The sequence below is a fragment of the Chitinophaga dinghuensis genome (assembly GCF_003259435.1).
GTDB lineage: Bacteria > Bacteroidota > Bacteroidia > Chitinophagales > Chitinophagaceae > Chitinophaga > Chitinophaga dinghuensis.
Genome location: NZ_QLMA01000006.1, coordinates 137,824 through 158,946, shown reverse-complemented (window position 1 = coordinate 158,946; position 21,123 = coordinate 137,824). Strand labels below are relative to the sequence as shown.

18 protein-coding genes are annotated in these 21,123 nt (G+C 44.5%); 9 read left to right on the top strand and 9 right to left on the bottom strand.

The annotated features are described in order from the left end of the window. Positions 1-42 precede the first annotated feature (42 nt). Positions 43-186 carry a hypothetical protein gene (locus tag CLV59_RS28955; RefSeq protein WP_170137803.1) on the top strand — a complete coding sequence of 48 codons (144 nt, stop codon included), beginning with the start codon at positions 43-45 and terminating at the stop codon, positions 184-186. Between the two features lie 136 nt (positions 187-322). Here the strand turns inward: CLV59_RS28955 and CLV59_RS18240 are convergent, their stop codons facing one another. The 3 genes from CLV59_RS18240 to CLV59_RS18230 all read right to left on the bottom strand — a co-directional run bounded on the left by CLV59_RS18240 (position 323) and on the right by CLV59_RS18230 (position 2,884). After that, positions 323-904, bottom strand: coding sequence for a hypothetical protein (locus CLV59_RS18240; RefSeq protein WP_111593513.1), 582 nt, complete (start codon positions 902-904; stop codon positions 323-325). A 96-nt stretch (positions 905-1,000) separates the two neighbouring features. Further along, entirely contained in the window at positions 1,001-2,296 is a 1,296-nt protein-coding gene (locus CLV59_RS18235) for a bactofilin family protein (protein ID WP_111593512.1), read from the bottom strand. A gap of 84 nt (positions 2,297-2,380) precedes the next feature. After that, on the bottom strand, positions 2,381-2,884 hold the full coding sequence (locus CLV59_RS18230) for an SRPBCC family protein (protein ID WP_111593511.1): 504 nt from the start codon (positions 2,882-2,884) through the stop codon (positions 2,381-2,383). Positions 2,885-3,047: 163 nt separating this feature from the next. Between CLV59_RS18230 and CLV59_RS18225 the strand changes: the two genes are divergently transcribed. The 5 genes from CLV59_RS18225 (at position 3,048) to CLV59_RS18205 (ending at position 9,020) form a co-directional block, all read left to right on the top strand. Then, positions 3,048-4,028 (top strand): glycoside hydrolase family 43 protein, encoded by a 981-nt coding sequence (locus tag CLV59_RS18225; RefSeq protein ID WP_111593510.1) that lies wholly within the window; start codon positions 3,048-3,050, stop codon positions 4,026-4,028. A gap of 224 nt (positions 4,029-4,252) precedes the next feature. Then, a complete protein-coding gene (locus CLV59_RS18220; protein WP_111593509.1) occupies positions 4,253-4,924 on the top strand; it encodes a YceI family protein in 672 nt (223 codons plus the stop codon). A 180-nt stretch (positions 4,925-5,104) separates the two neighbouring features. Further along, positions 5,105-6,286, top strand: coding sequence for an ankyrin repeat domain-containing protein (locus tag CLV59_RS18215; RefSeq protein ID WP_170137802.1), 1,182 nt, complete (start codon positions 5,105-5,107; stop codon positions 6,284-6,286). Positions 6,287-6,296: 10 nt separating this feature from the next. Beyond that, the gene (locus CLV59_RS18210; protein WP_211323956.1) at positions 6,297-7,628 is read left to right on the top strand and encodes an ankyrin repeat domain-containing protein; all 1,332 of its coding nucleotides are present in this window, start codon (positions 6,297-6,299) and stop codon (positions 7,626-7,628) included. A 72-nt stretch (positions 7,629-7,700) separates the two neighbouring features. Next, positions 7,701-9,020 carry a hypothetical protein gene (locus CLV59_RS18205; RefSeq protein WP_146616236.1) on the top strand — a complete coding sequence of 440 codons (1,320 nt, stop codon included), beginning with the start codon at positions 7,701-7,703 and terminating at the stop codon, positions 9,018-9,020. Between the two features lie 66 nt (positions 9,021-9,086). Here the strand turns inward: CLV59_RS18205 and CLV59_RS18200 are convergent, their stop codons facing one another. The 6 genes from CLV59_RS18200 to CLV59_RS18175 form a co-directional block, all read right to left on the bottom strand. After that, positions 9,087-10,298 carry an MFS transporter gene (locus tag CLV59_RS18200; RefSeq protein ID WP_245950891.1) on the bottom strand — a complete coding sequence of 404 codons (1,212 nt, stop codon included), beginning with the start codon at positions 10,296-10,298 and terminating at the stop codon, positions 9,087-9,089. A gap of 87 nt (positions 10,299-10,385) precedes the next feature. Further along, positions 10,386-11,294, bottom strand: a complete 909-nt coding sequence (locus CLV59_RS18195) for an AraC family transcriptional regulator (protein WP_111593505.1) — start codon at positions 11,292-11,294, stop codon at positions 10,386-10,388. A 36-nt stretch (positions 11,295-11,330) separates the two neighbouring features. Continuing rightward, positions 11,331-11,822, bottom strand: a complete 492-nt coding sequence (locus CLV59_RS18190) for a hypothetical protein (protein WP_111593504.1) — start codon at positions 11,820-11,822, stop codon at positions 11,331-11,333. Positions 11,823-11,854: 32 nt separating this feature from the next. Further along, positions 11,855-12,754: a DUF6892 domain-containing protein gene (locus CLV59_RS18185; RefSeq protein WP_111593503.1), complete on the bottom strand. Its 900-nt coding sequence runs from the start codon at positions 12,752-12,754 to the stop codon at positions 11,855-11,857. Between the two features lie 100 nt (positions 12,755-12,854). Continuing rightward, positions 12,855-15,416, bottom strand: coding sequence for a beta-galactosidase GalB (gene galB / locus CLV59_RS18180; RefSeq protein WP_111593502.1), 2,562 nt, complete (start codon positions 15,414-15,416; stop codon positions 12,855-12,857). A gap of 183 nt (positions 15,417-15,599) precedes the next feature. Then, on the bottom strand, positions 15,600-16,382 hold the full coding sequence (locus CLV59_RS18175; RefSeq protein WP_111593501.1) for a hypothetical protein: 783 nt from the start codon (positions 16,380-16,382) through the stop codon (positions 15,600-15,602). Positions 16,383-16,596: 214 nt separating this feature from the next. Here CLV59_RS18175 and CLV59_RS18170 point away from each other — a divergent pair, with 214 nt between their 5' ends. From CLV59_RS18170 to CLV59_RS18160, 3 genes are all read left to right on the top strand, one after another. After that, positions 16,597-17,289 (top strand): response regulator transcription factor, encoded by a 693-nt coding sequence (locus CLV59_RS18170; RefSeq protein ID WP_111593500.1) that lies wholly within the window; start codon positions 16,597-16,599, stop codon positions 17,287-17,289. Beyond that, on the top strand, positions 17,286-18,542 hold the full coding sequence (locus CLV59_RS18165; RefSeq protein ID WP_111593499.1) for a sensor histidine kinase: 1,257 nt from the start codon (positions 17,286-17,288) through the stop codon (positions 18,540-18,542). The genes CLV59_RS18170 and CLV59_RS18165 overlap by 4 nt, the downstream gene beginning before the upstream one ends. Before the next feature lie 74 nt (positions 18,543-18,616). Continuing rightward, the gene (locus CLV59_RS18160) at positions 18,617-21,088 is read left to right on the top strand and encodes an outer membrane beta-barrel family protein (RefSeq protein WP_111593498.1); all 2,472 of its coding nucleotides are present in this window, start codon (positions 18,617-18,619) and stop codon (positions 21,086-21,088) included. The last annotated feature ends 35 nt before the right edge of the window (positions 21,089-21,123 follow it).

Below are 21,123 nucleotides of genomic sequence, written 5' to 3'. Positions count from 1 at the left end.
AAAGATGAAGTAATTTTAGAATGAACCTTAATCTGTACAATTATGAAAAAGAAAAACCATCCCAAACTGAAACTCACAAAAATCAAAGTAAGTGCGCTGAACAGTACGCCAACCGCCAAGCTGAAAGGGCAATCTTTGGTAACCACGCAGTTTATCAGTTGTGGCGAAACCTTTTGGGTATGCTAATTTCCGGCTGCTCTGTTGATTGATAATGCCCGCTGTTGTTTGTTACGGCGAATTTCTGCAGTAGTAAGTGCTGCAAACTAAAACAGCCCATTGGCGTATGCTAATGGGCTGTTTGATATATTAAGCAATAATGGAATTAGTACTTCACGCTATGAACGATATAACTGGAATAATCGTTAGGCGCGTACTGCACTTTTAATGCAAAATTAGGTCTGGGTTGTTTATCCAGTATTTGCGGCGCAGCGTTATATATTGAATCCAGTGTAGCTTTTACATTATCATTAGCGGGAATCAGTTTAGTGCTGAGGTATAGTAATGTTCCGTTTACTTTTCTCAGGAAGACTGCATCGCTTGGCGCTACAAAACCAAAAACCGGAAGCGTAAGGGTATCCTTTCCGACGTATTTTTCTTTATTCAGCGTAGCCTGATACTCAAACCAGTAGGAAGGGCCATCTTGCGGCGGCTGATTGGGTCTTACTACCTTAGCTTTGATAACATAGGTGTAACCAAGTTCCCGCTCAAAATTCTGCACATAAGTATTGAGCTTCACGTTCCTGTCTGTATTCAGGAAGTAGTGTCCATCTCCACCGGTAATGTAGTGGTCTACGAACAGACTTATTACCTGTCCGTCCTTAGGGCTATTCGCATCGAAATTTTCTTTACGACAGGCCACAAACAGCAAGGTCAGGGCTAGCAGCAGATAAAAAGGTTTCATCATAACAGTTTAACAAATTAAGAATTCAGGGCTTTTTTGCTGAAACGTATAGCCGTTATTAAAAGTTACTGTCATTGCAGACAAATATGCAGCATCTTATCATGTATTCGTCACTCGTTTCACTTTATTCCCGAATCGCAGGATCAAGTTATCCCACTCAGTGCGGTATTCCGGCGTATCATATTTTGCTTTTGCGTACTGGTAGGTTGTTGCAGAGAGATGCCAGCTAAAGACAGGCTCCAGGCTGTTGAAGCCACTGTCTATTACACTTTGCAACACGCGCTCTTTACTGATATTGGCGGATTGGCAATATCTGTCGAGCCACGCGCCACGGCCGATTTTCACATATTCCGCCATCAGTTCTTCTGTAATGTAAGCCACAGGTACATATTCCATCTGGAAATCTCTGTACCTGACGGATTGCAGAATAATGTCTGCATCATAAAATTGTTCTGGGATATCAGAACGCAGGAGGGCACCATGTTTTACGGCCAGGTGGCAAAGTTCGGATGTGATCAGTTCATCTGGCAAATACCGAAGGGCCATTCCATCGATGGCCGCTACTTCTACAGCCAGTGCTGGTGTGAGCATGGCTTGGGGGAAGTACTTGAGTGCGCCGATTCCTTTTTGCAGCGCAGCATGACAGAGTTCCGGCGTTTTATAAGTTGTAGGTACGCGTTTTAAGTCGTTGTAATTTCTTTGCACACGTTGAAGGTACCAGTTGGCATCACGTTCTACGGGCGCCAGCACTGTTTCCCCTGCTGCGAGGTCTTGTTGTATTTCTTCGAAGGTAGTGGTGAGTTGATCATTGAGCAGATGGGACAGGTTGGGTGAAATAACGTCGTCTCCATTATCATCTTCCTGACATTCATTTTCCGCGGGCATTTCCGGATCACGGTCGTTGTAGTAGAATTGGGTGATGTTTTTGTTGGCCTCCGGCAGATGATAGTCATTCACCACCATAACGGGTGCACGAAAAACGCCATCGCATTTCATCCAGCCATGGTTATAATGTAGCAGGATCATTTCCTTTGCGATGATATCGCCTGTTACGCGGGTGGGCGCTCCACCGATGAGGAGACTTTGACAGGTGATGTTTCCGGCTACATAGAGGACCGGGCCATAATCACCGATATCGTTGATGATATTTCCACTGACGTGGAGATCTCCGTCGATGATATACCCTTCTATATGTTTACCATCGGGCCCTTCGGGGAGGTTATCCAGTTCTATTACGAAGTGGCCGTTGATATTTAGATTTCCTTCATGAAGGTAGTACCAGGTATCCGGGTCTGTTAATTCATGAAAGGCTTCCGGGCTTTCAAAAATGCGGGAGTCAAGCTGGTAGCGGGTTATAACAGTCGTTTTGGGTACAAGTTGAAATGTATGCTGCAAGGTATTTCCGTTTGATGATGGCAGCAATAATACAAAAAGAAAAATACATCCGTTGCCACTGCCCGTTGTGACAACGGATGCAGTTTATTTCAACACCGATGCCAGCAGGGCATCCAGTCCTTCCATTGCCAATGCGAAGCCTTCTTTGAATCCCATTTGAATAGTGGCTTCCAGATCGGCGAGGTCATTGTAGGTGATGTCCACTGTAACGTGGGTGTGTTCTCCTTTTCCTTTGAAGTTCACTTCCCAGCTGGACTGTGGCATATCTGTTTTGATATTGCCTTTTTCGTCCGTGAAGGCGTCTTTGCTTTTGAATTGTTGTTGGTGAATGATTTTGCTGTAGGAGGCCATGCACCAGTGCGTTTCTCCTTCCGGGCCTACCATGGCGTATCGCCAGGTACCACCCTCTTTGAAATCCATGTGTTTGGTGTTGGCTTTCCATGGATGTGGCGCCCACCATTGGTCCAGGATTTCTTTTTTCGTATAGGCGTCCCATACGAGCGGCAGTTCTGCGGCAAAGTCACGCCCCACAGAAATGCGTTTCTGCTCTTTGTGGACCGTGAAATCGAAGTTCAGATTCCTGTTCATTGCGTTGTTTTTTTATGATGGATAATATTTCATCTCATTTCAATCTCGCAACCGTTCAGTTGCAAATATATGAAACTATTCGGTTGCGCAAATATTTTTATTTTTAAGCGCCAGATGATATATTTACAAAATCGATTTAGTTAATACATTCCACGTTATTGTTATGAAGCAGTTAATGTTTTCTTTTTTGTTGCTGGCACTGGCGTTCAGGGGATCAGCCCAGCAGGTTCCGCAGTATTCCGGCAATCCTGTATTTCCCGGCTGGTATGCCGATCCGGAGGGAACCATTTTCCAACAACAGTACTGGATTTATCCTACCTATTCTGATGCGTATGCCAGGCAGGTTTTCTTTGATGCCTTCTCTTCCCCAGACCTCATAAACTGGACCAAACACGCCCGCATATTGGATACGAGTGCTGTAAGGTGGGCCAGGTATGCCATGTGGGCGCCTGCGATTATTCAGAAGGGCAAACAGTATTTTCTCTTTTTTGGGGCGAATGATATACAATCGGATCAGGAAACCGGGGGTATTGGGGTAGCGGTGGCGGATGATCCCGCGGGGCCTTACCGGGATTACCTGGGTAAGCCATTGGTGGATAAATTTTACAATGGGGCGCAACCCATTGATCAGTTTGTATTTCAGGACAAGGATGGGCAGTACTATCTGATATATGGCGGCTGGAAGCATTGTAATATTGCCAGGCTGAAAGCAGATTTTTCGGGGTTTATTCCTTTTAAGGATGGTACAGTTTTCCGGGAGATCACGCCGGATAAGTATGTGGAAGGGCCTTGTATGTTTATGCGGAACGGGAAGTATTATTTTATGTGGTCTGAAGGCGGGTGGACAGGGCCGGACTATTGCGTAGCCTATGCGATTGCGGATAACCCTGCCGGACCTTTTACCCGTATTGGCAAGATATTACAGTCGGACCCCAAGGTCGCGAAAGGGGCCGGGCATCATTCGATTATTAAAGTACCGAAGGAAGACCGGTGGTATATTGTCTACCATCGGCGGCCACTGACGGAAACAGCGGCTAATTCCAGGGAAACCTGTATGGAAGAACTACGTTTTGATGAAAAGGGATTTATCCTTCCGGTGACGATCACCAATACAGGAGTGGCTGCACATCCCATCAAAAAATAACTGTGGCGGCCAGGAAAGAAGGTTCCATTGATTTACGTATAGTCGACACCGGGAGATCAGCATATATGTTGTCTCCCTAATATATAATATTGCTGAATGACAGGTCTTCTTTCCCCTCCAGGAAAGTTGTTATCCTTTTGTTATAAAATTGACATATTTCAATATTTCTATCTTTTAATCAAACCAATCCCCTACTTTCGTGCTCATATTTTCAAAAATAATCTATGAAGCACACAGTTCCTGCCCTCGCACTGCTTGTTGCATTAGCATCTTGTGGTGGTCCATCCAGCGACCAAGCGAAGACCGAAGAGAAAAAAGAAGCCGCAGTATCTGCAGGCAATACTTTTGCAATTGACACAGCAACTACTACTGTTGACTGGCGCGCTACTCACAAAGGTGGTATGGCTCCACGCTTTGGTACTATTAAAGTAACCAATGGTTCTCTGACCGTAGAAAACGGCGCTGTAGCTGCTGGTAACTTTGATGTGGACCTGAACACCCTGGCAGTAGATCCAGCTTCTATCACTGAGAAAGACAAAAAACCAGCTGACCTGGAAGGTCACCTGAAAAGTCCTGATTTCTTTGATGTTGCCAAACATCCACTGGCAAAGTTTGTGATCACTGGCGTTGCTCCTTACGACAGCACTAAACAGAAAAGTCTGCTCCCTGGCGCTACTAACCTGATCAGCGGTAACCTGACACTGAAAGACAGCACCCTGAACATCACTTTCCCTGCACAGATCATTGTGAATGGTAACGATGTTTCTGCTAATGCTAAATTCGTAATCGACAGAAGTGCATGGGGTATCCACTACAAAACTGAAGGTTCTCCAGAAAACTGGGTAATCAGCAAAGATGTAGAAATCGGCTTCACTCTGAAAGCGGTTAAGAAATAATATTTCTTACGATATTTTACCGGCCCGTCTCTACTAGGTAGTGACGGGCTTTTTCATGCGTCAATTTGTGCTGTATCCTAACTTTGCTGTTTAAAATTTAACCCTTAGATTTGAACCCATATTCCAATCCCAGCTTGGAGTAACATTTAACCCAAATATCTTTATTTAATCATGAATGATGTGAACACACTAGCAGACGCCCTGAAGAAAGGCCTGCTGGAAGATGCAAAACAACGGATTGACCAAGGTGAAAAACTTCCCAAAGATTTTCCTTCCCATGATCGCAGGTATGTGTATGACCAGCTTGCACGTGCGAAAGCCTATGATATTATGCTTGGTCTTGTAAAGAACAGAAGTATTGAAACGGACCTCTATGAATACGAGAAACTCGATGGTTCTGTATTTGAAAGCCTGTTTCGGAATATTGGTAATACTCCTGAGGATATTACTTTCCTGGAAACCTTTCTCCCAAAGGTGGACAATATCAATGACGCAGTTAACAACAAGACCTTATTAGCGCTGGCATTCTCCCTGAATGTTCCCCTGGAAGTTATTTCGGCATTAGCAGATGCCGGTTGCGATATCCGGTATCGCAATAATGCCGAGGAAAATTACCTGTATGGTATTGTGCAGGAGTTTAATATTAAGGAAGACACGGGTCTGGCTTACCTCTCCTGGCTCATCTCGCAGGGACTGGACCCCAACGAGGGTAATATCGTTCGAGAAACGCCGCTGCATCTTGCCATCGGAAAGAATAAGACTAAATATATTGAGTTGTTATTACAGCAGGGCGCCGATCCTAATCAGCCTGGTAAAGAAGATGAAACTGCTTATTATTACGCCCTAGTACACCAGGTTTGTGGCACAGCGATGTATGACAGGCTGGCGCAATATGCAACGCCTGATTTTGAAGTAGCGAATAAAAATAAGGAAACGATTTTTTGCGGCACATTGCGTATGAGGAGTCGCGTTACTGAATCGGATATTGCCGTTATAAAAGCCCTGTTGCGCGATGGAGCGGATATTTACCAGACTTCTCCTTATTATCAGCAACCCAAAGCGGCGATCGACTGGGTAGCGGAATATCCGGCAGACATGCTGGAAGCCATACTGGAAGCTGGCGTAGTGGAAATAGACCGTCGGGATGATGCGGGAAATACTTTACTGCATAAGGTTTGCGGCTACAATGTCAATTATGATCAGGAAGCGGCCCGGCAGTTGTACCGCAAAGTAAAGTTGTTGATCGAACATGGCGCAGATACTAATCTGACGAATGATCGTGATCAAAGCGCAATGGATCTTGCTGCACAGGACAATCTGAAGGCGAAGGCTGTTGAGTTACTGTTAAAACATAAAGTATAATACCATGTCCATGTCTTTTATTGTTGCCTGTGAAGGTGGCAAAAGAAAAATAGCAGAAATCCTCCTCGCCAACAACGAAGTGGATGTAAAATATACAGATGAAAAAGGAAGGACAGCGTTACATTATGCTGCGCATCATGGTTACCTGGATCTGGTAAAACTCTTGCTGGATGCCGGCTCCGATATGGACTATGAGGATCATAACGGAGAAACGCCTTTTTACTTTGCCTGTCTGCAAAAGCAAAAACAAACAGCCCTTTTCCTGCTGGAGAAAGGAGCTAGAACCAATATCAACGACTTGCAGGGCAATAGCTTGCTGCACTTAACTGCCCGGAGCGGTCAAAAAGAAATCATGGAAGCGCTGATCCAGCAAGGATCTGACGTCAACCTGGAAAATAACCAGGCCGAAACGCCTTTGTTGATAGCAGCATCCTGGCGGAACCGGGATATTGCCCAGCTACTCCTTGATAATGGGGCGCAGGTGAACAGCACCAGTAAGAACGGTGATAGTCCCCTTATCATTGCTGTACGTGCGAAGAACCCTACCATGGCTACATGTCTTATAGAAAACCAGGCAGATGTAAACCATACCAATCATGCGGGAGAATCAGCCTTACTGGTTGCCTGTTATGATACAAACAGAGCGCTTACCAACCTCTTAGTAGAAAATGGTGCAGATGTATTTACTACTTCTAAAGAGGGCTTATCGCCCATCTGGTATGCGTGTGCTAATAATCAGAAGGAGATTGTAGCGATGTTCCTGGATAAGGGAATAGACGTAAATTTCAGTCAGCCTTTATCTGGTGACACTACTACCATGAACAGTTATCTGGATTGGGTGGAAACTGCTAATAGTCTTACTATTACCAGTGCCTTCAGTTTTAATCATACTTACACTTATGGTGGCGAGAGTCTCCTCCATGTGGCCGCAAAGAATGGGCATCTCAGCATGGTGAAGTTACTCCTGGAGCGTGGCGCTAAGATCGATATACAGGACGAATCCGGGAATACCGCTTTGCACTATGCCACCTCTGCGGGAAAAAAGGATATTGTAAAATATTTGCTGGAGCAAGGCGCAGATGCCACGGTGGTGAATACCAAAGAGCAGAAGGCGATTGATTATGCCTCCATTAAAGGTTTTAATGAGATAGCAGCGCTCCTGCTCAGTTTTAATTCTCCTGCTGCGAAGGCTACTCCTGCCGCCCCAACCGCTGCTCCTGCTGCCGGCGGTAGTATCACCGACAAAAAGAAGGCGTTGCTGGATCTGAAAGAATTGCTGGACGCAGGCATTCTTTCCCAGGAGGAGTTTGACAAAGAGAAGTCAAAAGTATTAAATGGATAATCCCCGAATCGCCTTGCCTATGCAGGGCGATTACTTTCCGTATATCCCTTCCTGTTAGTTCATCCAACGCATATGCGACATTTATTTATCTTAATTTCTGTGTTGCTGTCATGGAATATGGCAGTAGCATCCACGCCTGAAGCAGATCTGGCAAGAACGCTGGATTCGCTCTCAGGTAATCAGAAAGCGTTATTATATCAATATGGCACCTTACAATCGTGGGCAGGCACTCCCGTTGCAGACAGCTTCTGGAATAGTCATCAGGCGGAATTAGGGCGGCTGAGTAAGGAAAATGCCTCCTTGCTGGCAGAGGAACTGTTGCATAATACTGACCTGGTGTATACTGTAAAGAAGCCTTCCCGGTTGCAGGCATTGCGCGGAGTATTTACTACCTCCAGGCTATTACTTGGACTGGCAGCGCTGATAGGCGCATTTGCAGCGATACAACTGCTTGGCAGGTATTTACCTGATTTTTACAGATGGGTCGTGCGGTATCTTTCACCGTTACTACGATGGCTCTTCTCTCCCATTGCATTGACCTGGGAGCTGCTGATACTTGGAATTACCGGCATTTTCCTGGGTCCTTATATTACGGATACGTCTATACGTACAATCGTTATTCATCTGGGCATATTCTATATTTGGTCGCAGCTAACGGCCATCACTACACGCCAATATCATATCAAATATTACAGCAAAGCTATATGGGATAGTATTGATAACTACAGGTTATCGCCATGGCAGACGCTCATACAAGTATCTTTTCCTGCGCTGGCAGCGGCAGCAGCCGTTTTATGGACCATGCAGGCCACCCATGACCAGTGGTATGCTTATGAAATGATTGTGCCATTGATGATCAGCATTTTTGCATTGCCTTTTCTCAGAAGAATGGAACTTTTGCTGAGCAGGGTATTATTCCCTTTTAGTAAAGTGGATCTCCGGGTGAAAGATCAGCGACTGGCCTCCTACGTGGTAATAGCCCTGATGGTTTGGGTGGCGATGTTGTTATTGCCGGTCATTATATCGGAATCCTTCATGGTATTGAGCGTTTTCTTGCTGTTGATGCTGATACTGTTCTCTATTGAGGACGTTACCCGATGTGGTATGAAGAACTACGTATGGCTGCAGTTACTTACACTATCGTTTTGTGTGGCTGTTATCCTTGCTGGCGCTCAGTTAAGCATGCTCATGATAACCTGGGCTGGTATGGGCGGGTTATTGTTGTTTGTAATGGTCAAGTATTGGGAGATACCCACTCTCTTTGGCTGGGAATGGAAAAACAAGAACAGAAAAGCCTGGGGCGCACTAGGAATGGCGGCTATTATATGGGGTATTGCTACAGTGATAAGGATGCACCCGGAATGGTTTACGGTTTTTCCCGCGCAGGGGTAATGGGCATTGGTTGAAATAATTGTAAAATACCCGCCTTCGTAAAACACAGGCGGGTATTCATTTTTATCACCCATTCAATCGATATAATTGTATTGGCGACAATAATTTTCTCAACAGCGCCAGTACGCCGGTAATCAACAGAATGATGATGATATATCCGCCGGCAAGCGTTTGTTGTCCTTCTATGTGAATCAGGCTAACCACCGCGTAGCTGGTGGCAGCTGTGACAAGATAGCCGCCGCCACTGGTGAATCCTCCTGCCGCGCCGGCATTTTCAGGGAAGCTCGTCAGGCAGTAAGTGAAGTAGATATTATATACAAAGCCCATCAGGAAGTGCAACCCTGCCACGAAACACATCATTGATAACAGGGATGCATAAACGCTGGCACTCGTATACATCATTACAGCCAATAACAATTGTATCAGGTTAGCCGTCCATAATTTAGGAAACATCTTGCGTTGTATCATACGCTTACTGAGTAAGCCTCCTAACAGCAAAGCAATACCGGAGGCCAGCGCACAATATCCTGTGACTACTGCGGAATAGCCAAAAGTATGTTCAATAAGAAACGGTGCGGACATTCCGAAAACGATAGACATGGAATAGCTGAAACCCAGTATCACCACACCAGGCATGAAGTCTTTACGACTCATAAAACGTCGGTAATTACCTAGTATGGTTTGTAATTTCCAGGGGACCCGTTGTTGAAGCGTTTCTCCTCCATATACCCATTCCAGTAATAACATTACCGCCCCATAGATACCCAGGAAAATAAAATTAGCTCTCCAGCCGAAGATATCCTGCAGATAGCCCCCGAGGAATGGCGCCAGGATTGGGGCTGCAGACCACACAACGGATAACAGACTGGTGTAATGTTTTCGTTGGTCGCCGCTGTATATGTCTACAAACAGAGAACGTTTTGCCACCATAATCAAAGATATCACCATCCCCTGTAAAATGCGGATGGCGAGGATCAGGTGGATATCATGGGTGAAGGCAATCACAAAGTTGCTCAACGTGAATATGGCAAGGGAGATCAGCCCTGTTTTATAGCGTCCGAAGCTATCCACTAGGCTGCCAAGAAATAATTGCGATAATCCATAACTAATCAGAAATACAGTGAGTGTAAGTCTTACAAGATCATTGCTTACACCCAGTTCATTTGCCATATGGGGAAAGGATGGTACGTATATATCCATGGCCAATCCGGAGATAGGTATTAGTATAAATGCTATCCACGTGGCGATTCGTTTATTTTCCGCTTTCAGGTGTTTCATAATTCCGGAGATTTGAAACCCAAAATTACGGCGTCGCTTAAGAAAGGGACTTCCGCTATTCAAACACAGAATTAAACAAATCAAATATTACGCTTCCTGTCGAAAAGCCTTGGGGCTTTTTCCGGTATGCTTTTTAAACAGATGATTGAAATGTTGAGGATATTCAAAACCAAGGCTATAGCCTATTTCGGCAATACTCCAGTCGGAATACCTCAGCAGGTCCGTAGCTTCGGCAATAATTCTTTCCTGGATCAGGCGGGAGGTGGTGTTGCCTGTGCTTTTTTTCAGGCAATAGTTGAGATAATTGACGTGCACATGCAGTTCCCGGGCGAAATCGTCTGGTCGGGTACGGATGGCGCTATTGTAGGGGGAATCCACTGGGAACTGATTGTTGAGCAATTCAAAGAAGGCATTTACCAGTCGGTCGCTGGAAGGATGGCCATTCCCTGCCGCCTGTGAGTACCTGATTTTAATCCCCAGGTGAACAATCAGCATGAGGATATGGTGGATCATTGCCTGCTTCTGATCGTAGTCGCTGTTATAGGTATCCTGGAGTAAGGTAAAGAGCTGGAGGAACTGTGTTTGTTGTGCAGGATCGAGGAACAGGAACGGATATACGTTGTCAGCAAATGCAGCTGCGAGTTGTTTAAGCTCTTTCTTTAAAACAGCGCTGATATACTTCTCGTTAAAAAGGCAGACGAACCCTTCCTGATCTTCTGTAATGGATTTCCAGCCGAATTCTCTATTGGGATTGGAAAAGAAGATGGCAGGTTTATCTATAGTAACTTCACCTTTGTCTGTAATGAGAATGGCCTTACCAATACTAATGCAGATTTTGAAATAATCTCTTCGTTGGTAAGGCAGACTAACCAGGCATTTCTTTCGTTTGAGAATATTGAAATGACTGGCATTGTTTTCCTTTGCATGCAGGAGATCTGATGGAATCTGCCGGTTAGTAGACTGATAATATTGTAGTATTGTTTCCGCCTTCTGCATACACTCAAAATTAAACAAATCAAAGATAAGTAAATTTTACTCATCCATGGGCTCACTGTCGTCTAACAGTTCTATATCTGTGGGGACATTTTCTTTGAACGCGACAGCAATTCCGAATGGGTCACAATTTTCAAACTTTCCTTCTGCGAAGCGGATGAGCCAGTCCCCTTCCTCTTCGTAGAAGGTCAGCTCCGGGAATTCCAGCGGAAAATCGGCTACATCCAGCGACAGGTAAGACAATTCATCTTCCCTGATATCATACATTTCAGGATATGCTTTAAAATTGTCCCGGATAAACTGGATTGCCAGCGTTAAGTAAACATCTGTTTGTTGCAGGATGCTGGCAACAAAATGAATCATTTGGGGAGACAACTCTTTAGCTGTAGTCAGTAAGTTCACGGGGATTGGATCAGCGAAAAGACTGCTCACATCATCGAAGACGGCCACCCAGTGGTGCATATTGTCTGGCGCAGCCTTGGGTTGGAGTTTTTCCAATACGGCAATGTATGGATTATTTGGAGCGTTCATAAGTGAATGTAATAGGTGGTAAAGTGATCAGATTAAATCATGTCTGCCTCAATATTTTGTGCAGACAGGTATGCTTTAATCTCCCCGAAATTATCTGCATAAAATAAATTCATGGATTGCAGATTCTTGAAATGGCGGACATCCTCAAAGTTTTGAATATTGAAGGTATCATCTTCGCCACTCCAGAAACGCAGCATGTTTAAGTAGATGTCGTCTCCCCCATCCTGCTGTATTTCCGTAATCTCATCTGCGAATTTCCTGTCAATCTCCAGCGATTCAAAATATGCGGTCACTTCAGGAATGAAGGCATATCCTTCTTTCTCTACATTGATTTTACGAGGCTGGTAGTTTTCTACAAACTCATACAAGTCAAATACTGGCTGGAGCAGGTTTTTCACGTACATCAACTGTTGAATTACGGCTAGCTTGAAGTTGAAATCCGTGAACTCCATTTTTTCTCCCTCAATGGGCTTGAATGCATATTTATCACTATATACTTTAGGCGCTGGGGCGATGTATTGTGTAATGGAAATGCTTTTGATGATATGATCCTCGATATCAAAAAACAAATCCAGTTCACCGAGGACCAGCGTACCGCTATCGTCCTCTTCAATGACCTTCCTGAGCGCTTTTGTATGCGATTGAAAATAGTCCGCATACATTATCTCATTCATCATAAAACTGGACTGGAAGGCCGTTTTAGGGGAAAAGTCATACTTCCCCGGATGAATATCCAGAACCAACCCTTCTACTTCTTTTCCATTCTGGGAATAGCCCAGGATACCGGCATCATCCCAAGTGTAGATATGATTATGTTTCTTTTTGACATGGCGGGCATTCCCTAATGCATCTGTGAGGCCGGACAAGGACAGTGGGAATGACATCTTCACATTATTCACCACTAACTGGTCTTCAATAATTGCTATCTGCATAACATTACAATGGTTTCGATAGCATTAAAGGTAAGTATTTCAAACAAAACAGGCTACCAGAAACCGGTAGCCTGCTCAGAGTGATAGTATTATTTATGGCTTACTTTGCTTCCACTGTAGTGGAGGAGCCTTGTAATCCTTCGTCCGTTTGTACGCTCACTGTAATCTTTCCGGGATGGCCTTTCTTTCCTTTTACAATTACCTGTGCCATACCATTGAAAGTGGGCCTTGCAGTACTGGAGAACGGTACAAATGAAGTAGCGTCGCCATTGTCTGTAGCCACGATTTCGCCAGGGCCTGTGATCGAGAATTTCAGGTTGACAGCCGATCTTGGAACGAGCTGATTATCGTTATCACATATACGAACAGTGATATAGCAGAGATCCGTGCCATCTGCCTGCAAGAAGTTCGTTTCCGGCTCCAGTGTTATTTTGCTCATTTTACCGGTGGTACGCACCACATCAGTCGCCCACTGTTGACCATTCTTATAGGCTACCACCTTTACTTCTCCCGGTTGATAGGTGATACTATCCCAAACCAAACGGAAATCTTCCCCAGGGCGTTTGGTTTTCTTACCCTGGCTCACCCCATTCACGAATAACTCCGCCATATCGCCGGAAGTGTAAACATGCACTGGTACGTTTTGTCCTATTCTTTCCGGCCAATTCCAATGTGGCATGATATGCGCCATAGGCAGTTCCGGACGCCAGTGCGCCTGGTAGTTATAGTATCTGTCTTTCGGAAAGCCGCAAAGGTCCACGATACCGAAGTAACTACTGCGGGAAGGAGGATTTTTCTTTCTGATGGCATCCAGCGCTGCTTCCAGTTCTTTTCGTTTGGAGGAATCCGTACGGAAATTCAGCAGGTTGGTTTCATCGGAGTTGAAAGGTGTAGGTTCGCCCAGGTAATCGAATCCTGTCCATACGAACTCGCCCAGCAGATGCGGATACTTTGCATTGGTACGGAATTGTTCATCCGGACTGCATCCCCATCCAGGCCATGCTTCATCATAGGAGGTTGCCTGGAAATGATCGTATTTAGTTCCGAAGAAATATTCTCCTCTGGAACTTACGCAGGAAGACGTTTCACTTCCCATGGTTGGTTTATCCGCATATCTAGGATCTGCATCCCACTTGGGTTGTTGGGAAAAGAAATAGTTGACGCCCATGATATCCAGGTAGGTAGCGGCGCCACTGGCTCTGCCTCCATCCGGATCATTGTAACCATTTGATACCGGGCGGGTGGGATCTGCATGCTGAACGATGGCTGCCAGTTCATGCGTCAGTGCCGTATCGCGTTGATCCATTACCTCATTACCGATGGACCAGATTATTACAGCGGGATGGTTTTTGTCGCGGTGGACTAAAGCCAGGAGATCTTTCTCATGCCATTCCGGGAACAGTTTATTATAATCATTTTTCAGTTTAGGTTTCTTCCAGGCGTCGAAGGCTTCATCCCATACGAGAAGGCCCATTTCGTCTGCCAGCTGGAGCAATTCCGGCGTAGGCGGATTGTGGGAAGTACGGATAGCGTTACATCCCATTTCCTTCATAATGCGCAACTGACGGCGTAAGGCAGTTATATTGACTGCTGCGCCGAGGGCGCCCATATCATGGTGCAGGCAAACCCCTTTGATCTCTGTTCTTTTTCCATTCAGCAGAAATCCTTGTCGCGCTGTAAACTGTAAGTGACGAATACCGAAAGTAGTGTAGTAGATATCGGGTTTGCTACCGTTGGTATGGACCGTGGTTTTAGCGATATACAACGCAGGCTTCTCCAGGGACCACAGCTGTGGTTGTTTCAAATGGATGGAGTTAGCAACAACAACAGCGCTGTCGGCTAATACCTTTACCGGCGTTTCCTGTATGGCGCCTACTTGTTGTCCGATTTGGGTACCATTGGTACACTCAAAGATCTCGGTGGTCACTTTGCTCTGAGCGGTTACTTTAGACTGATTGCTCACTTTCACTGCCACTTGTATAGTAGCAGCGGAATCGGTTACTTCAGGAGTGGTGATGGTGGTTCCCCAATGGTCGGTATGTACCGGCGCTGTTTTCACCAACCATACATGGCGGTAGATCCCTGCGCCAGGGTACCAGCGGGAATCCCAGGATTCTGTATCCAGGCGTACGGCGACAGTGTTGGTTTGGCCGGTTTTGACGAATGGGGTGATATCCATCCTGAAGGAGCTGTAGCCATAAGGCCAGGTACCTACATATTGTCCATTCACCCAAATTTTAGCGTAGGCCATTGCCCCGTCAAAATCCAGGAATATGCGATTTCCTTTATCTTTTTTATCGATAGTAAACTGTTTCCTGTACCAGCCGATCGCTTTCCAGGGCAGCTTTCCTGTTTTCCCCGCCAGTTCAATGCGGAAAGGCCCTGCGATGGCCCAGTCGTGTGGTAGATTTAACTTCGTCCAATCTTTGTCGTTCCACGCGGGTTGCTCCATTCCTTCCGGTTCCGGGCGTTTGGTTCCATCTGGCTGTAATCCATAGCGGCTGAATTTCCAGTTATCATCAAATAACTGAACGTTGGCATTCCCTTCTCTGATAATCGTCGTTTGTGCATGGGCGTTAACAGCGGCGGCAGACTGCATTAATACTAATGCGATGCCGGCTGCAAAGCGCTTCATCGTGCTTTTACAGGCATTCTGATTCATTCCTGATCTACTTTTGAATTTGTGCAGACCAAAGTACGCGTTATCAGGCTGATGTACCAAACAGTGAATTACCCATTTGTGAACGTAAATTCACCTAAAGGCGTAAAATTAACACTTATTCCACCTTCCCTACTGTAAGCAGCCCTGGATAAGGATATATAATGAGTATAAACCTACTTTGATTTATGCCGTTGCCTTTTCCTTTGTGAGTGTCCCAAATAAGATCAGAAAGACCATAAAACTCCATAACGTTGTTTCACGGAAGGAAAATACCTCTTTGCCATCCGTTGTTTTGATAAAGTAACCTTTGAGAGGACTATGCTGAATAGGTTCCAAACTGGTTAACGGAAAAGAAGTGCCATCCACCGTCAGGTACTTGCTGTTAAGCCCCAGTTGCTTTGATTGTGATTGCAGAAAAGTTTGTGTGGAGAGCGCAGTGAAGGAGTTTTTGAGCGCCGTTGCAGTAGTGATATAGTTAAACTGAATCGTTTCTCCTTCTTTCAGCTGCTGCAACAGGTAATCGCTTCTTTTTTGGGCATTGATATTTATTAAGGCTGCCAGATCACCTCCATGATGAATATTGATCAGCTCCCAGATATCGCTGCCAGCGCTTTTAAAAGCCAGGTTGTTTGGTGCGGGCGACTTTCCGGTAGTAAACAGGAAGAGATCATGCAGCCCTGCCAACGGCATAAAATAAGTCTGTGATTTATATTCCCGTTCAACGCCATTTTCATATAGGAGGTACGTGGGAATATTCATTTTCTTTTTGGCGCTAACATAAAAGAGAATAGCGATTACTAAACAAAAAACGAAAATGAATTTCCCGGCAAATTCTGCGCCTGGCAAGACGAAATTTAATACGATTCCACAAATGGCCAGCAATACAAAAAAGCCGATTAATAGTCCGTAAACGCCCCACATAGCTTTACTTGGCCGATACTCTTGAATGAGTTTTCCTTTGTCCATAGAGATATGATTATTAAAATAAAAAACTGGATTTGGGTTAATTGTCAGATCGGTTAATCAAACAAACTTTCGCGAAAGTAAATATTAATCTTGAAAATCCAACAAGGCTTCTGATTTTTAAGGACTTCTCAAAATTCATATTAATTTAATATATCCACAAGCATTTATTAGTCATTTTTGCAGCAGGCATCTATGCCGCCAAAGTCTGCACACCATGAAATTACTAATCATAGAAGATGAGCCATCGCTGACCAAAAGTATCCACAGTTACCTTTTACAAAGTAATTTCCTTTGCGATGCCGCCTATCATTATGAAGAAGGCAAGGAAAAACTGGATACCAATTCCTATGATTGCATTATCCTGGACATTACCCTTCCTGGTGGCAGTGGTTTGGATTTACTCCAGCATATGAAGCGGAGAAAAGTGGCAGCAGGCGTGATTATTATTTCTGCAAGAAATTCTCTGGATGATAAAATAGCAGGATTAGAATTAGGGGGAGACGACTATCTCACCAAACCATTTCATCTGGCCGAATTAACAGCCAGGGTGAATTCTATTATCCGCCGTAAGCAGTTTGAGGGTAACAATATTATTTCCTTAGACCGACTGAGCGTCAACATACTGGATAAGACGGTGAAATGCGGTACGGAGGAGATTCATCTCACTAAAAAAGAATATAAACTACTACTCTATTTTATAAGCAATCGCAATCGGATTGTCACGAAGGAAGCGATTGCAGAGCATCTATGGGAGGAACAAGCCAGTCTTGGTTACAGCTTCGATTTCATTTATACGCATATCAAAAATCTCCGCAAAAAGCTGATGGATAAAGGTTGTCCGGACTACATCAGAGCGCTTTATGGCATGGGTTATAAATTCGCCGCAGATGAAACTCCTATGGGATGAAGCTGATTGTTCATTATAACCGGCAGAATTTTTTAATCCTGACCTTACTGTTTATTTTGTCCGGTATCAGCAGTTACCTGCTTACCAAACAGGTACTTTTATATGAACTGGACGAAAGCCTGGAATCCTCTATGGACCGTGCAAAAGCATATGTACGTGTCTCCCAGAACCTTCCCTCCTCTACCGCTTACGACAATTTACGCATTGCCACCACAAAAACGGATAAAGCGGTAGACAGTCCTTACATTATTTATTCCGGAGAATATTATCCCGAAAACGGGCATTGGCACTTGGGGCGTACCCTGGAATTTACGGTATCCTTACATCAGCAGTTGTACAATATAAAAATCAGTAAGCCACTGGAAGGGATTCGGCATATTACCTATGCTGTCATGGCGATAACGATGGCCATGATACTCTTATTGGTGGTTATTCTTGCGGTCATCAACCGGTTCTTTATTTCCAGACTATGGAAACCATTTTATGACACTTTGTATATTCTTAAAAATTTCCGTTTGAGTAATCTGGGGGCGATTGAATTTAAGAAGAGCAAAATTGATGAATTCCGTATCATGAATGAGCACCTGACGATGGTTACATCCAATGCCAGCAAGGAATATCGTCTGTTGAAGGAATTTACAGAGAATGCCTCTCATGAGTTTCAGACACCGCTCACGATTATACGATCTAAGCTGGATGTATTAATTCAACAAGAGAATTTTACAGAAGACCAGGTGGAACTATTGACGGATGCTTATGGAGCCGTTACCAAATTATCGGCGCTCAGTCATTCTCTGCTGCTGCTGACGAAAATAGAAAACAATCAGTTCAGTCAGCGACAGGAAATCCAGTTAGAAGAAGTCATACAGCGGAAAGTGAGTCAGTTTGAGGAAATATGGGAAGACTGCCAGCTCTGCTACCAATTGCAGGCACATCCCGTAACGATGCAGGTCAATCCTGATCTGTTGGAAATCTTACTCAACAATCTCTTCAGTAATGCCACCCGGCATAATCATCCAGAGGGGCATATTCATATTCAGTTGGAGGATAAATTACTGAAAGTATCCAATACGGGGATCAATATCCCATTAGATGCAGAGAAGGTATTTTCCAGGTTCTATAAGAGCACCGTTAATAATAACAACAACGGACTTGGCCTCTCCATTGTACGCCAGATCTGCATTTCCTCTCAGATCACTCCTTACTATGAATATGGGGAAGGCCGGCATCATTTCATTTTCAGATGGCACTAACCCTATGATATTGCCCGCTTCAGAATGCTACCAGAATTGCCTGCTAAATTGCACCCCATAATATAGCGGAACATATGACCTTTAAGAAAATCGCACTGGCAATAGTACTTCTTTTATCATCGCATTTCCTTTACGCACAAACCGGAAAACCTGGCATCAAGGCAGTCGTCAAAGACGCTACCAGTCAACAACCTTTGGACAGGGCCACCGTGATTCTTTCCATTGCTGGAGGGAACACGAATATTCCTCCTGTATTCACGGATAGTACCGGCACTTTCCAGCTCAGCAACCTGGCGGCCGCCACTTATCAATTAACAGTGGGCTATGCGGGGTTTGAAACCTATCATGAACAGTTTACCATCAAAGCCACGGATAAGGGGCTGATAGAAAAAGTGATACTCCTGCATACCAATACCAAGATGCTGAATGGTATCCAGGTGACGGCGAAAAAGCAATTAGTAGAGAATAAAATAGACCGGCTTGTATATAATGTTGAAAGCGATGTAACCTCGCAGGGCGCTATGGTGGCCGATGTATTGCGAAAGGTACCACAGGTAACGGTAGATGCTTCCGGAAATGTAGAATTACTAGGCAATCCCAGCGTACAATTTCTCATTAACGGTAAGCCCTCTACGATGTTTGGTACGAACGTAGCGGATGTATTGCAGTCGATTCCTGCGTCCCAGATTCAGAGCGTGGAAGTGATGTCCAGTCCTGGTTCCAAATACGACGCCAAAGGTACCGGCGGTATTATCAATATTATCTTAAAAAAGAATAAATCCCAGGGATTCAGCGGTACTATCAATGCTACTGCTGGTACGCGACTGGAAAATGGCGCTGTCAATCTCTTTTACAAAGCAAATAATATATCCGTTACCGGTTACTTTAACGGTAGCGCACAAACGACAGTTCGTACGAAAACTACGGTGGATCGTTATGCGATAGATTCGCTTTCCAAAGACAAATACTATCTGCAACAAAATGGAGGGAACGACTTCAACAGAAGCAGCTACCAGACAGGATTAGGGGTAGACTGGACCTTAAGTAGCAGCGACAACTTAGCATTCTCTCTCAGCTATAATCATTTCAGCAACCGTAACGAAGGCAGCACGAATCAATATAGCAGTACCAGAGATATGAACGGAATTTTACTGGATGAAAGTTCGAATATCCGTGATGCAGGCACAAAAGTGAATAATTCAACGCTGGATCTTTCCCTGGATTATCGGCATAAATTCAAGCGGGATAAACAGGAATTGTCTGTTGTATTGTTTAACAGCAATGGAGACAACCATACCTCCTACTTTCAGACCCAACATGGAATTGGCGATCCAACTATACTTTCCGGCTCTCGCAGTCTGAATCCCGGCACTGATCATTTGTACAGCGTGGCGATCGACTATGCACAGCCTATTAGCAGTAAATTGTTGCTGGAAGCAGGTGTAAAAACAGAAGCAGAAACCTTATCCAGTACTGCCGGGGTATATACTTTTAGTCCAAAGGAATCCGGATTTGTGCATGATAATCAGCAGTCTTATAGTTCTGTATTTAAACGTCAGGTGTATGCCGGTTATGTTTCCGGTACTATGAACCTGTTTAATTATCTGAATGTGCTGGCGGGTTTCCGCTGGGAATATACCACTAATAAGTCTACTTATGATAAGGTAGGTCAGTCGAATGTACCAGACTACAGCAATGCGGGACCGTCGTTGACAGTGGCGCATACCTTTAAAGGGCAGCAAACATTATCATTCAGCTACTCTTACAGACTGGAACGTCCGGATTACAGGGATCTGAATCCTTTTGTAAACCTGACCGATCCGCATAATATCACCATGGGAAACCCGTTATTGAAGCCGGAAATCGGAAATGATTTTAAACTCGCTTTCAACCAGAATTTCAATGGCGACAATAACCTGAACATTGTGCTGCTGTATACACGTAATAGTCCGGATATCAAGTCCTATACTACCTTCTACGGAGATTATATGATTGGAGATTCTCTGTATAGTAATGTGAATGTGACGAAGAGGGATAACATTGCCGCAGAAACGAGGATAGGTACTAATATTTCCGGTACGGTATCCATTGGACGCAAAATCACTATCCGTCCGAATGTGCAGTTGTACAGGAGAGAAACGAACAATATATACTCCACCCCTACTCATATCAGCGGATTTGAATACCGTTTCAACCTCAATAGCAGCTGGCAGATTAACAAAGATCTGGTGGCAGAAGTCTTTGGGAATTATAAATCGGGGATCAGATGGCAGGGTCGCACAGCAGAATTCTATTCCTATACATTGGCTGTTAAAAAGCAACTGTTCAATAATAAAGGAAGTATTGGTTTGGTGGCAGTGAATCCATTTGCCAAATACCTGACACAAACTACCATACAGGAAACGGACTATCTGCATTCCACGAATCAGTTATACATTCCTTATCGTTCATTTGGTATCAATTTTATGTATAAGTTTGGAAAGATCAAAACCGCTAAATCCAAGGATACAGAGAATTTCCTGACGAAGCCTCCGGTGGAGAACTAATATATTTAGTTGCATTAAAAAAGGCAATGACGTTT